At 63.0% G+C, this 14,260-nt stretch carries 15 protein-coding genes; 9 read left to right on the forward strand and 6 right to left on the reverse strand.

Translation table 11 applies throughout. The features are described 5' to 3' along the window. Window positions 1-25 precede the first annotated feature (25 nt). Genes NKI10_RS04430 through NKI10_RS04445 form a run of 4 tightly spaced genes read left to right on the forward strand, consistent with a single transcriptional unit; the run spans window position 26 to window position 2,934 of the window. Window positions 26-781 carry a molybdopterin-synthase adenylyltransferase MoeB gene (locus NKI10_RS04430; protein WP_023740762.1) on the forward strand — a complete coding sequence of 252 codons (756 nt, stop codon included), beginning with the start codon at window positions 26-28 and terminating at the stop codon, window positions 779-781. A 4-nt stretch (window positions 782-785) separates the two neighbouring features. Further along, on the forward strand, window positions 786-1,274 hold the full coding sequence (locus tag NKI10_RS04435) for a GNAT family N-acetyltransferase (RefSeq protein WP_023699472.1): 489 nt from the start codon (window positions 786-788) through the stop codon (window positions 1,272-1,274). Then, on the forward strand, window positions 1,271-2,524 hold the full coding sequence (locus NKI10_RS04440; protein ID WP_023736145.1) for an aconitase X: 1,254 nt from the start codon (window positions 1,271-1,273) through the stop codon (window positions 2,522-2,524). The genes NKI10_RS04435 and NKI10_RS04440 overlap by 4 nt, the downstream gene beginning before the upstream one ends. Next, window positions 2,521-2,934, forward strand: a complete 414-nt coding sequence (locus NKI10_RS04445) for an aconitase X swivel domain-containing protein (RefSeq protein ID WP_023669571.1) — start codon at window positions 2,521-2,523, stop codon at window positions 2,932-2,934. Before NKI10_RS04440 ends, NKI10_RS04445 begins: the two co-directional genes overlap by 4 nt. Window positions 2,935-2,946: 12 nt before the next feature. Here the strand turns inward: NKI10_RS04445 and NKI10_RS04450 are convergent, their stop codons facing one another. Continuing rightward, window positions 2,947-3,948 (reverse strand): 2-hydroxyacid dehydrogenase, encoded by a 1,002-nt coding sequence (locus NKI10_RS04450; protein ID WP_023669570.1) that lies wholly within the window; start codon window positions 3,946-3,948, stop codon window positions 2,947-2,949. A gap of 157 nt (window positions 3,949-4,105) precedes the next feature. Between NKI10_RS04450 and NKI10_RS04455 the strand changes: the two genes are divergently transcribed. Next, window positions 4,106-4,663 (forward strand): SH3 domain-containing protein, encoded by a 558-nt coding sequence (locus NKI10_RS04455; RefSeq protein WP_023669569.1) that lies wholly within the window; start codon window positions 4,106-4,108, stop codon window positions 4,661-4,663. Between the two features lie 13 nt (window positions 4,664-4,676). On the opposite strand, the gene NKI10_RS04460 is transcribed toward NKI10_RS04455, so the two are convergent. Together NKI10_RS04460 and irrA are read right to left on the reverse strand one after the other, a co-directional pair. Next, window positions 4,677-5,036 (reverse strand): DUF4260 domain-containing protein, encoded by a 360-nt coding sequence (locus NKI10_RS04460; RefSeq protein WP_352858856.1) that lies wholly within the window; start codon window positions 5,034-5,036, stop codon window positions 4,677-4,679. Window positions 5,037-5,046: 10 nt separating this feature from the next. Next, a complete protein-coding gene (irrA, locus tag NKI10_RS04465; protein WP_031193300.1) occupies window positions 5,047-5,478 on the reverse strand; it encodes an iron response transcriptional regulator IrrA in 432 nt (143 codons plus the stop codon). 343 nt (window positions 5,479-5,821) lie between these two features. Here irrA and fabA point away from each other — a divergent pair, with 343 nt between their 5' ends. From fabA to NKI10_RS04485, 4 genes are all read left to right on the forward strand, one after another. After that, complete coding sequence (gene fabA / locus NKI10_RS04470; protein ID WP_023669566.1) at window positions 5,822-6,337, forward strand: 3-hydroxyacyl-[acyl-carrier-protein] dehydratase FabA; 516 nt, start codon at window positions 5,822-5,824, stop codon at window positions 6,335-6,337. Window positions 6,338-6,459: 122 nt separating this feature from the next. Further along, complete coding sequence (fabB, locus tag NKI10_RS04475; RefSeq protein WP_352858859.1) at window positions 6,460-7,680, forward strand: beta-ketoacyl-ACP synthase I; 1,221 nt, start codon at window positions 6,460-6,462, stop codon at window positions 7,678-7,680. 33 nt (window positions 7,681-7,713) lie between these two features. Further along, on the forward strand, window positions 7,714-8,526 hold the full coding sequence (gene fabI / locus NKI10_RS04480) for an enoyl-ACP reductase FabI (RefSeq protein WP_023669564.1): 813 nt from the start codon (window positions 7,714-7,716) through the stop codon (window positions 8,524-8,526). 183 nt (window positions 8,527-8,709) lie between these two features. Then, window positions 8,710-10,263, forward strand: a complete 1,554-nt coding sequence (locus tag NKI10_RS04485; protein ID WP_023669563.1) for a putative bifunctional diguanylate cyclase/phosphodiesterase — start codon at window positions 8,710-8,712, stop codon at window positions 10,261-10,263. A 16-nt stretch (window positions 10,264-10,279) separates the two neighbouring features. On the opposite strand, the gene NKI10_RS04490 is transcribed toward NKI10_RS04485, so the two are convergent. The 3 genes from NKI10_RS04490 to rpsO form a co-directional block, all read right to left on the reverse strand. Beyond that, entirely contained in the window at window positions 10,280-11,293 is a 1,014-nt protein-coding gene (locus NKI10_RS04490; RefSeq protein WP_023715304.1) for a class I SAM-dependent methyltransferase, read from the reverse strand. An 85-nt stretch (window positions 11,294-11,378) separates the two neighbouring features. Continuing rightward, window positions 11,379-13,526: a polyribonucleotide nucleotidyltransferase gene (pnp, locus tag NKI10_RS04495; protein ID WP_352510973.1), complete on the reverse strand. Its 2,148-nt coding sequence runs from the start codon at window positions 13,524-13,526 to the stop codon at window positions 11,379-11,381. Window positions 13,527-13,804: 278 nt separating this feature from the next. Next, window positions 13,805-14,179, reverse strand: a complete 375-nt coding sequence (rpsO, locus tag NKI10_RS04500; RefSeq protein ID WP_280790898.1) for a 30S ribosomal protein S15 — start codon at window positions 14,177-14,179, stop codon at window positions 13,805-13,807. Between the last annotated feature and the right edge of the window lie 81 nt (window positions 14,180-14,260).

Below are 14,260 nucleotides of genomic sequence, written 5' to 3' on the forward strand. Positions count from 1 at the left end.
TTTTGCTCCGCTATATGGTCGGGCAATGACCCCTGCCGCCCTCACCGACGAAGAACTCGAACGCTATGCCCGCCACATCGTGCTGCCCGAGATCGGCGGCGCCGGCCAGCAGCGGCTGAAGCGCGCACGGGTGCTGGTGATCGGCGCCGGCGGCCTCGGCGCACCGGTGCTGGAATATCTCGCTGCCGCGGGCGTCGGCACACTTGGCATCGTTGATGACGACATTGTCTCGCTGTCCAATCTGCAGCGGCAAGTGATCCACGCCACCGATACTGTCGGCGCGGCGAAGACCGAGAGCGCCAAAGCAGCGATCGCCCGGATCAATCCCCATGTCGCGGTGGAATTGCACGATTTCAGGCTGACGGCCGACAATGCTGCCGTTCTCGTCGCGCGCTACGACGTGGTCGTCGACGGCTCCGACAATTTCGAGACGCGCTATGTGGTGGCGGATGCCTGCGCGGCGGAAAAGCGGCCGCTCGTGCATGCCGCCGTCGGCCGCTTCGACGGCTCGGTGACGGTGTTGATGCCGTTCGGGACCGGCGCCGACGGCAGACCGAACCCTGGATATCGCGACCTCTTTCCTGAAGCGCCGCCGGAAGGACTGGTGCCGTCCTGCGCGGTGGCCGGGGTCGTCGGTGCGCTGACCGGCGTCATCGGCACCTTGCAGGCAATGGAAGCCATCAAGCTGATCACCGGTATCGGCGAACCACTGGTCGGCCGGCTGCTGCTCTACGATGCACTGTCGGCGCGCTTCGACACGATCCGTTACAAGAGAAACTGAGCTTATGGATCAGTCCACCAGCGTCCTTGTTACGCAGCTTGCCTCCGATTTCGAGCGCTGGGACGAACTGCTCAGCCTGATCATGCGCGCCTTTGCACCGATGGACGGCGTCATCGACCCGCCCTCCTCGGCACATCTGCTGAACGCCGGAAACCTCAGGGACAAGGCTGGCCGAGAGACCGTGTTGCTGGCCCTGCAGGATGACAGGATCGCCGGCTGCGTTTTCGCGCTGGAGAGAGCCGATGATTTCTACATCGGCAAGCTCGCCGTCGAACCTGAGCTTCAAGGGCAAGGCATCGGCAGGCGGCTGATGCAGGCTGTCGAATTTCTCGCCCGCAGCCGGAACAAACCGGCCATCGAACTGCAGACGCGAATCGAACTGACCGTAAATCATGCAACCTTTGCCGGTCTCGGCTTTCGCGAGACTGAACGCACCGCGCATGACGGCTATGACCGGCCGACCTCGATCACCTTGCGCAAGGAGTTGGCGTGAGCCTTGCACTCAGCTCACAGGAGCAGACAGTCGCCTCCGGCCATGACGGGGCGGCGATGGCGATGCGCATCGTTGCCGAAAGCGCTGCGCTGCTCGGCGCGCCGCGACTTATCCCGATCGCCTCGACGCATATAGACGGCGCGCTCTATCACGGCGATTCCGGCACGCTGTTTGCCGAAAGGCTGGTCGATAGCGGCGCCAGGGTCGCGGTGCGCTCGACGCTCAATGTCGGCGCGCTCGACCTGATGGGCTGCTCGCGCGTGCGCCTCGAAGAGCCGGCGCGCGGCATGGCGCGACGAATGATGGAGGCCTACCGCAAACTGGGCTGCGAGCAGAGCTGGACCTGCGCGCCCTATCAGGCCGGCCACAGGCCGGCGCTTGGCAGCGATGTCGCCTGGGGTGAATCCAACGCGGTGGTGTTCTGCAATTCGGTTCTGGGGGCACGCACCAACCGCTATGGCGACTTCCTCGACATCGCCTGCGCCATATCGGGCCGCGCGCCGGATTACGGCCTGCATCGCCCCGAGAACCGGCAGGCACGGCTGGTGTTCGATGTGTCCGGCCTATCCGCCTCGTTCCTTGGCTCCGAGATCGCCTGGCCGGTGCTGGGCAACCTCTACGGCCGTGAGGTCGGCAATGCGATCGGCGTCGTCACCGGCATATTCAGCCATCCCGGCGAGGATGCGCTGAAGGCCTTCGGCGCGGCTGCGGCATCGTCGGGCGCCGTCGGCCTGTTCCACATTGCCGGCGTGACGCCCGAGGCGCCCGACGCCGAGACCATCCTGGTGGGCGGCAGGCCGGAAACGATGATCCGCGTAACGCCGGAGATGGCCATGAAGGCCCGCGCCGGCCTGTCCACCGCAGCCACGCAGACCGCCATCGATGCCGTGGCGATCGGCAGTCCGCATCTGTCTTTGGCCGAATTCGATGCACTTGAGCGGCTGATTGGCGGGCGGCGGCTCAGCGTGCCGATTTACGCCTGCACCGGCCGCCACGTGCTCACCAGGCTGGAGCAGAACGGCAAGCGCAAGATGCTCGAAGCCAGCGGCGTCATCATCGTCGCCGACACCTGCGTGGTGGTGACGCCGATCCTGCCGGATCTGGCCGGCGGCGTGCTGATGACCAATTCGGGAAAATTCGCGCACTACGCGCCGGGCAATACCGGTTACGCCGTGCTTTACGGCTCGCTGGCCGACTGCGTGGAAAGCGCGGTTGCCGGTAAGCCCAGGTTTACGGACATCGCCGCATGAATGCTGCAGCCGACATACTGGTGCCGGGCAGCGGAGGCGAAGGGCTGGCCTTGGTGCTGACCGCGCCAATCAGCTTCTGGGGTGGCGTCGATCCGAAGAGCGGCCGCATCGCCGATGTCCGTCACCCGCATCATGGCGAGACCATTTCCGGGCGTGTGCTGTTCCTGCCCGGCACGATCGGCTCGTCCTCAGCGTCAGCCGTGCTGATGGAACTCGTCCACAATGGCCATGCGCCGACGGCACTCGTGCTGCACGAGCCGGACGCGATCCTGCTGCTTGGCTTGATCGTGGCCAGGGAAATGGGCTGGCCGACGCCGGTAGCGCTCAGGCTCGAGCGCGACGATTTTGAGGCCTATCGCGGCAAGCGTGTGAGTGTCGCGGCGGATGGCGCCCTCACAACCGCATCCTGAACGCGGCCCGCTTCAAGTCCGTAGCGGCAGCACGCGGTCCGGCGGCCGGTGGCCGTCGAAGAAGGCGCGGATGTTGATGATCACCTTCTCGCCCATGTCGATGCGGCCCTCGATCGTCGCCGAACCCATATGCGGCAAAAGCACGACCTTGTTCTTCGCGGCAAGCTTCAGCAGTTTCGAGTTCAGCGCCGGTTCGTGCTCGTAGACGTCGAGGCCGGCGCCGGCGATCTTGCCGTCCTGGATCAGCTTGACCAGCGCTTCCTCGTCGATGATGTCGCCACGCGCGGTGTTGACCACATAGGCGGTGGGCTGAAGCAGAGCCAGGCGCCGCGCCGAAAGCAGATGAAAGGTCGCCGGCGTCGACGGGCAATTGACCGAGATGATGTCCATGCGGGCAAGCATCTGGTCGAGGCTTTCCCAGTAGGTCGCCTCAAGCCCTTCCTCGACCGCCGGCAGCACGCGATGGCGGTTATGGTAGTGGATCGACAGGCCGAAAGCCTTGGCGCGCCTGGCAACAGCGGTGCCGATGCGGCCCATGCCGACAATGCCGAGGCGCTTGCCCCAGATGCGCCGGCCGAGCATCCAGGTCGGCGACCAACCGGCCCATTTCTTGTCGCTGGTGAGCACATTGGCGCCTTCGGCCAGCCGCCGCGGGCCGGCCAGCATCAGCGCCATGGTCATGTCGGCCGTATCCTCGGTCAGCACGTTCGGCGTGTTGGTGACGGTAATGCCTTTCCTGGCCGCCGCCGCCACATCGATCTTGTCGACGCCATTTCCGAAATTGGCGATCAGCTTGAGATTGTCGCCGGCCTGGGCAATCAGCGCCGCATCGATCTGGTCGGTGATGGTCGGCACCAGCACATCGGCTTCCTTGATCGCCGCGACCAGCTCCGGCTGCGTCATCGGGCGGTCCTCGACATTCAGCCTGGCGTCGAAGAGTTCGCGCATGCGGGTCTCGACCGGATCGGGCAGCTTGCGCGTGATGACGACGAGAGGCCGTTTTTTGCCTGCCATTGTTTCCTCGAACCCGATCTCGTTGAGACCTCTTTAACCAAGACAGGCGAAACTGAATACCGGTCGCGGTGCCTGCCACTCCTGTAACAAGCGGTGCCGCCGAAGACAAAGAAAAAGGGGCGCCCGGACCAAAGGGCACGCGCCGAAAGGAATGAAAGTGTCTGGTTTCGCGTCGCTTCGCCTGATCCTCAGCGCAGCGCTTCTCGGCGCTCTCCTGCATTCCCCGCAAGCCGCGGCGCAAGGTGCCGCCGCACCTGTGCAGACGGTCACGCTCGGGCCGAGCGGCCTGCCGCTGCCGCGTTTCGTCAGCCTGAAATCGGCTCGCGTCAACTCGCGCGTTGGCCCCGGCGCCAACTATTCCGTCGACTGGATGTACACAAAGGCCGGCCTGCCGATGGAAATCATCCAGGAATTCGATACCTGGCGGCGGGTGCGCGATGCCGATGGCTCGGAGGGTTGGATCAACCAGTCGCTGCTGTCCGGCCGCCGGACCGCGATCGTCGCCCCTTGGCAACGCACCAAAGGTGGCCGAATCAATCTGCTCGACGATGCCGATAAGGACGCCAGCGTCATCGCCATCATCGAGCCGGGCGTTACGGGCACGATCAAAACCTGCGATGGCCAGTGGTGCGAAATGACCTTCGACGGCCACACCGGCTGGATCGCCCAGTCGCAGGTGTGGGGCGCCTATCCCGGCGAGCACGTCAAGAATTGAGATTGCTGGAGGCCTAACGGCCGATACGGCCGAGATGGGTGTCCTGAAAACCGGTCGACAGTTTGAGACCGTAGCCGAGCGCGCGGTCGACGGCGATGTGGATGATCCAGATCAGACCAATCGCGGTCGCCGTCGAATTGGCCAGAACATATCCGGCGAGGGCCAGCAACAGCGGGACGATCAGGATGTGCAACGCGTTGTAAGCGACAGCGCCGATCCGTGCCCCGGCGAGATAGCCCAGCATCGACAGGTCGGGCGCCAGAATAAGCAGGGCGAACAGCCACCAGGAAACGCCTGACACGGCATAGGCGACTATAGCCACGACCGCGACCGCAACCCATTCGAGCCGGATTGCAAAATCGACAGGTTTCACGGGTTGGGGCTTAAACGCTGCGCTTCGGGCGCAGCCTCACCACGATGTCGACATTGGCGATCTCCATGCCTGCGGGTGGCTCCGGCAGGTTGGAGACGGTCACCGGACCGCTTTCTATATCGAAGATCCTGTTTTCGCCTTCGATGTAAAAATGATGGTGATCGGAGGTGTTGGTGTCGAAATAGGTCTTGGACCCCTCGACCGCCAGGATGCGCAGCAGGCCGGCCTGGGTGAACTGGTGAAGCGCGTTGTAGACGGTGGCGAGCGAGACCGGCACGCCGGCGGCGACCGCCTCTTCATGCAGTTCCTCGGCCGAAAGGTGGCGGTCGCCCTTGGCAAACAGCAGATCGGCCAGCGCAATGCGTTGGCGTGTCGGCCTAAGGCCGGCTTCGCGAACCCGCTTGTCCACAGCGACATTTTCTTTCCGGCCGCCCAGATCCATCTATCCGTCCAAGCCCACAGTTCTGCCTCAAGACACGCCCAGAGTGGCGAAAAAACGTCATCAACCGAAACTGGATACCTCCCGACATATATTCTGTTGGCGGAATACGATCAATAGAGCGACGTGCGTCCAGTTGGACGCACTAAGTGCGCTCTATCGCTTTTTGGCGTCGCATCGTGCTTTCCGGAATCGAGATCGATTTCGGGCCGATGCGAGAGCGCGCATTGACCCGGGCAGACGGGCGGGTTAAGCGCAAACGCCGGTTTCCGGACCGAAAGGGATTGTGTTAGGAAACCAACGACAAGGGCGCCCCACCGCCCGGGACATTATGGGGACGAGACATATGGCGGGTTCGAAATCCAGCTACGGTTATGAGGAATTGCTTGCCTGCGCCCGCGGCGAGCTGTTTGGGCCCGGCAACGCCCAGCTGCCCTATCCGCCGATGCTGATGTTCGACCGCATCACCGAGATCAGCGAGACCGGCGGCGCCCACGACAAGGGCTTCATCCGCGCCGAATTCGACATCAAGCCGGACCTGTGGTTTTTCGCCTGCCATTTCATCGGCAATCCGATCATGCCGGGGTGCCTGGGCCTCGACGCCATGTGGCAATTGACGGGTTTCTACCTCGGCTGGCTCGGCGAGCCGGGCAAGGGCATGGCGCTGTCGACCGGCGAAGTGAAGTTCAAGGGGATGGTGACGCCTTCGGTCAAGAAAGTGGAATACGGCATCGATTTCAAGCGCGTCATGCGCGGACGCCTGGTTCTCGGCATCGCCGATGGCTGGCTTAAAGCCGACGGCGAACCCATATACGCGGCGACAGACCTCAAAGTGGGGCTGTCCAAGCAATCGGCCGCCTGACCGGCGCCACTGCAGCAGGGCGTTCCCGGACGCGCAACGACGCTGCGGCATTTTGGTTTTGCGTATGATCGCCGGCGAAAACCGACTAGGGTTTCGGGATCATCCGCTGGAAGGAGTTGCGAATGAGAAGGGTCGTCGTCACAGGCCTCGGCATCGTATCGTCGATCGGCAACAACGCCAACGAGGTGCAATCCTCGCTCCACGATGCCAAATCAGGCATCAGCTTCTCCGATTCCTTCGCCGAACACGGCTTCCGCTGCCAGGTCTGGGGCGCGCCGACGCTCGACCCGACCCCTATAATCGACCGGCGCGCCATGCGCTTCCTGAGCCAGGGCGCGGCCTGGAACCATGTCGCGATGGACCAGGCGATCGCCGACGCCGGGCTTGGCGAAAGCGACATCACCAATGAGCGCACCGGCATTGTCATGGGCTCGGGTGGCCCCTCGACCCGCACCATCGTCGAGGCGGCCGAGACCACGCTCAAGAACAACAGCCCCAAGCGCATCGGTCCGTTCGCGGTGCCGAAGGCGATGTCGTCGACCGCGTCGGCGACGCTCGCCACCTGGTTCAAGATCCACGGCGTCAACTATTCGATCTCGTCGGCCTGCTCGACCTCGGCGCATTGCATCGGCAACGCCTACGAACTGATCCAGTGGGGCAAGCAGGATGTGATGTTTGCCGGCGGCCATGAGGACCTCGACTGGACGATGTCGGACCTGTTCGATGCCATGGGGGCGATGTCGTCGAAGTATAACGACAAGGCGTCAACAGCTTCCCGCGCGTATGACGCCAATCGCGATGGCTTCGTCATCGCGGGCGGCGCGGGCGTCCTCATCCTGGAGGAGCTCGAACACGCCAAGGCGCGCGGCGCCAAGATCTACGCTGAGATCGTCGGCTATGGCGCGACGTCGGACGGTTACGACATGGTGGCGCCGTCGGGCGAAGGCGCGGTGCGCTGCATGCGCCAGGCTCTGGCGACGGTGTCCGCGCCGGTCGACTACATCAACACCCACGGCACCTCGACGCCGGTCGGCGATTCCCGGGAAATGGGCGCCATCCGAGAGGTGTTCGGCGACACGATGCCGTTCATCACCTCGACCAAGTCGCTGACCGGCCATTCCCTTGGTGCCGCCGGCGTACAGGAATCGATCTACTCGATCCTGATGATGCAAGGCAGCTTCATCGGCGAGAGCGCCCATATCGAAAACCTCGATCCCGAATTCGAGGGCATGCCGATCGTGCGCAAGCGCATCGACGACGCCAGGATCGACACGGTTTTGTCCAACTCGTTCGGCTTCGGTGGCACCAACGCAACGCTGATTTTCCAGCGCTATTCCGCATAAGGCCAGCGTTTTATTGTAGGGGGATTGCCGGCCATGGACGGACTGATGAAGGGCAAGCGCGGGCTTGTCATGGGCGTCGCCAACGATCATTCGATCGCCTGGGGCATCGCCAGGAAATTGTCCGAACACGGGGCGGAGCTTGCCTTCACCTATCAGGGCGACGCCTTCGGGCGCCGCGTCAAGCCGCTTGCCGAGAAACTTGGGGCGTCACTGGTGGTGCCGTGCGACGTCGAGGACAGCGCATCGGTCGCCGCCACCTTCGAGACGCTCGGCAAGGAATGGGGCGGGCTCGACTTCGTCGTCCACGCCATCGGCTTTTCCGACAAGAACGAGCTCAAAGGGCTCTACGCCGACACCAGCCGCGACAATTTCGTCCGCACCATGGTCATCTCCTGCTACTCCTTCACCGAGGTCGCCCGCCATGCCGCCCCGCTGATGAGCGAAGGCGGCGCGATGATCACGCTGACCTATGCCGGCTCTGTCCGCGTCATGCCGAACTACAACGTCATGGGCGTCGCCAAGGCCGGGCTGGAAGCCAGCGTGCGCTATCTCGCCAACGATTATGGCCCGCGCGGCATCCGGGTGAACGGCATATCGGCGGGACCGGTGCGTACTTTGGCCGGCGCCGGAATCTCGGACGCCCGCCACATGTACTCCTACCAGCAGCGCAACTCGCCGCTGCGCCGCACGGTGACCATCGACGAGGTCGGCGGCTCGGCGCTCTATCTTTTGTCCGACCTCTCGTCAGGCGTCACCGGCGAAATCCATTATGTGGATTCCGGCTATCACATCGTGTCGATGCCAACCCTGGATGAGTTGAAGCAGACCGACAGCGTACGCGATTAACTCACCAGTAAAATTAGATGCATCGGCGGAAACTCATTTTAAGGAGATATCCGCTAGAAGTCTTATGGGCTTGGGCTCTGCGCGTTCTTGCTGGGCGCAAAGGATGCTTTAGCCTTTATGAATTTGCGCTTGATATTTCCGAAAGTCGAGTTGATTTCGGGATCATGCGACAGGGACTGAGCAATGCCTGCTGTCAGCAACCCGAAGCGAACACCTGTGTTCCGGCTGCTCACCGTCGCCAGTTCGGGCCTTGGCAGTTTCATCCTTGGGCTTTGGGGCCTCCGGCATGGTTTCGGGGACGGCTTTGCCGGCATGCAGGCGGAAACCATGATCGGCATCGCGTCGGCGCTATGCGCGCTGGCCGCCGCCGGTGCTGCCTTGTCCTTCTTCGCCGGCGTCGATGAATCGGTGGACTACGTTTTCAACGAAACCCATTTTGACAAGCTGACCGGGCTTTTTGCGCGGCCGGCGATGGTCGGCAGGATTGCCGACGCGGCGTCCGCGACGATCAGGACCGGTGAGCCGGTGTTCCTCATCGACATCGACATCGACCGCTTCAAGCAGATCAACGACGCCATCGGCTACAGCCATGGCGACGAACTGATCCGCGGCTTCACCAAGCGGTTGAAGGCCTGCATGCCCGAAGGCGCGGTGATGGGGCGCATCGGCGCCGGCGAGTTCGCTATCCTTGTCTGGGAACACCAACTCCAAAGGTCCATGGAAAGCACCGTCGAAACCATGATCGAGGAGATGCTGAAGCCGTACCAGCTCGATTCCCACCTGCAGTCGGTCGGCCTGTCGGTCGGCATCGTGGCGATGCCAAAGGATGGCGTCGATCCGGTCCTCATCCTGCGCCGCTCCAACCTGGCGCTGCAGAATGCCCGCGCCGGCGGCGTGGGCAACTGGTCGGTCTTCCATTCCGACATGGGCCAGGTCGCCGACTACCGCCACTGGATCGAATCCGAACTGCACATCGCCTTCGTCCGTGGCGATTTCGACCTTCACTACCAGCCGCAGCTCGACCTGCCGACCGGCCGTATCGTCGGCTACGAGGCGCTGATCCGCTGGAAGCACCCGGAACGCGGCATGATCCCGCCGATGGAATTCATTCCGATCGCCGAAGAGACCGGCATGATCCACCCGATCGGCAATTGGGTGCTGAACAAGGCCTGCAGCGATGCCCGTCATTTGCCCGAGGACTGCTTCGTTGCCGTCAACATCTCGCCGGTCCAGTTCATGACCAAGGATTTCGTCGGCATCGTGCGCGATACGATGGCCAGCACCGGCATCAAGCCGTCGCGGCTGGAGCTCGAAGTGACCGAGACGGCGATGATGCAGGACCGCGACCGCGCCGCCACCATCCTGCAGCAGCTTGCCGACATGGGCATTTCGGTGGCCGTCGACGATTTCGGCACCGGCTATTCCAATCTCAGCTACCTGATCGACTTCGCCTTCGGCAAGCTGAAGATCGACCGCTCCTTCGTCAGCCGCATCGACACCGATTCGAATTCGGGCGCCGTCGTCTCTACCATCGTCGGCCTGTCGCGGGCGCTCGGCGTCGGCATCATCGCCGAAGGCGTCGAGACCGAGAACCAGGCGACGCTTTTGCGAGCAGCTGGTTGCGAGATGGTGCAGGGCTATCTGTTCGGCAGGCCGGCGCCGCTCAAGATCAAGCCTGGCGATATCAGACCGACCATTCCCGTCCACGAGCCGGCGCGCATCGTCAGCATGCATTGAGGCGACCGGCACCGTCCTATCGGCGCGCGGAGAAAACCTTGAACATGCCGTCGCGGGCGAGCTCGGCATGGCTGGAGAAGACGGCCTTCAGAACCGGTTCGTAAGGCAGCTGACGGTTCGCCACCATGAACAGCCGCCCGCCCGGCTTCAGCGCCTTGCCCGCCGCCTGGATCATGCCGGCGCCGATTTCCGGCTCGGCCGCCCGGCTGCGATGGAAGGGCGGGTTCATGACGATGGCATCATAGCGCCGCTCGACCGGCTCGCTCAGCAGATCGGTCCAAAAGAAGCCGGGCTCGAAGCCTGTCTGGCCGATATTGCCCTTGGCCGCCTCAAGCGCGTCGAAATCCGCTTCGTAAAGGTCGAGCCCCGTTATACCGGATGAACGTGCCGCGACCTCGGCGGCGACATAACCCCAGCCGGCGCAGAAATCAGCAATGTTGCCGCGCAGGTCTTTGGGCAGGTTGTCGACCAGAAGTTTCGAGCCGGCGTCGATCCGGTCGAAGGAGAACATGCCCGGCGCAGTGCGGAAGCGGTCCTCTACGACCAAGGCAGGATTGGCGACGCGCAGTTTTTCCGCAGGCGCCAGATCGACCGGACGGCGAAGCCAGAAGGCGATGCCGTGATATTTCGGCAGATGCCCTTCGATGGGGACAAGCTCGTCGATGCGCTTGCGCAGGCTGGCGATGCCTTCGTCCTTACCGCCGGCGACAATGATCAGACCGCCCGGCGTGACGCGTTCGATCGCCTCGGCAATACGCATCTCGTTTAGCCCACGATGGCGGCCGGCAAGCACGAGCGCTGCATCGAATGCATCGCCTTCCGAGCGGGGCGTTACCTTGTGACCGGCACGCTCCAGCGCTCGGAGATGCGGCCGGAAACCCTGTGCAAGATGGAGCTCTGCCTCGAAGCCTTCCGGCAAGCGGAAGCCGGGCTCCGCACCCAGGAACAACACACGCTCGCCCTTTTGCGGCAGAGGGAGCCCCTCGGCCTCGAAGGGATGGAACAGTGTCTTCAGCGGCTCAGCGGCCATCCTTCGATTCTCATGTCGTAGACGGGTCTTAAACGAAAACGGGCGCGACATAAGCCGCGCCCGTTCAACTCTATTGTCAGACCACTCAGGCGGCGTTTTCTTCGCCTTCGGTCTTCTTGTCGCGGGCGATTTCCTTGCCGGTGGCCTGGTCGACGACCTTCATCGACAGGCGGACCTTGCCGCGCTCGTCGAAGCCCATCAGCTTGACCCAGACCTTGTCGCCTTCCTTGACGACGTCCGAGGTCTTGGCGACCCGGTCGTTGGCAAGCTGCGAGATGTGGACGAGGCCGTCACGCGGACCGAAGAAGTTGACGAAAGCGCCGAAGTCGGCGGTCTTGACGACCGTGCCTTCGTAGATTTCGCCGACTTCCGGCTCGGCGACGATGGTATGGATCCACTTCTTGGCCGCCTCGATCTCCTTGGCGTTCGACGAAGCGATCTTGACCGTGCCGTCGTCCTCGATGTTGATCTTTGCGCCGGTCTTCTCGACGATCTCACGGATAACCTTGCCGCCGGAGCCGATCACGTCGCGGATCTTGTCGGTTGGGATGTGCATAACCTCGATGCGCGGTGCGAACTCACCGAGTTCGGGGCGGGCGCCGGTCAGAGCATGCGCCATCTCGCTGAGGATATGCTGGCGGCCGTCCTTGGCCTGGTCCAGCGCGATCTTCATGATCTCCTCGGTGATGCCCTCAATCTTGATGTCCATCTGCAGCGAGGTGATGCCGCCTTCGGTACCGGCAACCTTGAAGTCCATGTCGCCGAGGTGATCTTCGTCACCCAGGATGTCGGACAGAACCGCGAAGCGCTCGCCTTCCTTGATCAGGCCCATCGCGATACCAGCAACCGGCTTGGCCAGCGGAACGCCGGCATCCATCAGTGCCAGCGATGTGCCGCAAACGGTGGCCATCGACGACGAACCGTTGGACTCGGTGATCTCCGAGACGACGCGCAGCGTGTAGGGGAACTGGTCAGCGCTCGGCAGCATCGGACGGATGGCGCGCCAGGCGAGCTTGCCGTGGCCGATTTCGCGGCGGCCCGGCGAACCCATGCGGCCGGTCTCGCCGACGGAGTAGGGAGGGAAGTTGTAGTGAAGGAGGAACTTCTCCTTGTACATGCCGGTCAGCGAATCGACATACTGCTCGTCCTCGCCGGTGCCCAGCGTGGCAACGACCAGCGCCTGGGTCTCGCCGCGGGTGAACAGCGCCGAACCGTGCGTGCGCGGCAGGACGCCGACTTCCGAGACGATCTTGCGGACCGTCTTGAGGTCACGGCCATCGATGCGCGAACCGGTGTCGAGAATGTTCCAGCGCACGACCTTGGCCTGGAGTTCCTTGAACACCGAACCGATCTGCTCGGAGGTGTACTTGGCGTCTTCGCCTTCGGCCGGAGCGAACGCTGCCTTGACCTTCGCCTTGACGGCGTCGACGGCGGCGTAACGCTTCTGCTTATCGACGTTCTTGTAGGCATTGCTGAGCTCGTCGCCGACGATCTTCAGCATTTCGGCTTCAAGCGCGGAGTAGTCCGGCGCTGTGAAATCGCGCGGCTCCTTGGCGGCAACTTCGGCCAGCTTGATGATGGCGTCGATCACCGGCTGGAAGCCCCTGTGGCCGAACATGACGGCGCCGAGCATCAGCTCTTCGCCGAGTTCCTTGGCTTCGGACTCGACCATCAGCACGGCGTCGGCGGTGCCGGCGACAATGAGGTCGAGCCTGGATTCCTGCATCTCATCGACATGCGGGTTGAGCACGTATTCGCCGTTGATGTAGCCGACTCGGGCGCCGCCGATCGGGCCCATGAAGGGAACGCCCGACAGCGTCAAAGCGGCCGAGGTGGCGACGATCGACAGGATATCGGGATCGTTCTCGAGGTCATGCTGGACGACGGTGACGACGATCTGGGTGTCGTTCTTGTAGCCGTCGGCGAAGAGCGGGCGGATCGGGCGGTCGATCAGGCGGGAAACCAGCGTTTCCTTTTCGCTCGGACGTCCCTCGCGCTTGAAGTAGCCGCCCGGGATCTTGCCGGCGGCGTAGGTCTTTTCCTGGTAGTTGACGGTCAGCGGGAAGAAATCGAGGCCTGGCTTCGGCTCCTTCATCGAAACGACGGTGGCGAGAACCTTGGTTTCGCCATAGGTCGCAAGCACCGCGCCGTCAGCCTGACGTGCGATCTTGCCGGTTTCCAGGATGAGCGGACGGCCGCCCCATTCGATTTCCACTTTGTGGTAGTTGAACATATCTTGTCCTTAATAAGCGGAAAGGGCAGCGCCGTTTCACGGTGCGCGGATGCCCTTTCCCTGGCTTCCTTTCTCGGGCAGCCACGGGCAAGACAACGGGAAGCTCGGGTAGATTTCGGCGCTGGTTAGCGCACGAGCGTCCTGCAATCCTGCCCCATGACCGTCCATGGGCGGTTTCGAGTGGCCTCTGCACGCTCGAAACCGGGTCTGGCCAATCGGTGCGACTGGCAGAATGCGCGACCGGCGGGCTCTCCTTCGAAAGCCCGCCGGTCAATTCGTCAACGGCGCAGACCGAGCTTCTCAATCAACGTCTGATAGCGCGCGTCATCCTTGCGCTTGAGATAATCAAGCAGGCTGCGGCGCTGGGAGACGAGAGCGAGCAGACCACGGCGGGAATGGTTATCCTTTTTGTGGTCCTTGAAGTGGTCGGTCAGGTTCTTGATGCGCTCGGAAAGGATGGCCACCTGGACTTCCGGAGACCCGGTATCGCCCTTGGCGGTTGCGAATTCACCCATCAATTCCTGTTTGCGCTCGGCAGTAATCGACATCGTGTTTTTCCTTATCTGTTTGAGGAAACGGGTCGCCCTCAGCCGGGATGTCGTCCAGCAGGGGCCGGTGCAAGCAAAGCGACATGGCGCGATGCTGCGGCGCATATAGGGCAATTCCCCGGAAAACACCAGCCCATTCATAAAGCCGGCTTGTCGCAGCTCTTTGCTCGGGAATCCAGGATTCCC

Source organism: Mesorhizobium sp. M0802, assembly GCF_040320115.1.
Classification (GTDB): Bacteria; Pseudomonadota; Alphaproteobacteria; order Rhizobiales; family Rhizobiaceae; genus Mesorhizobium.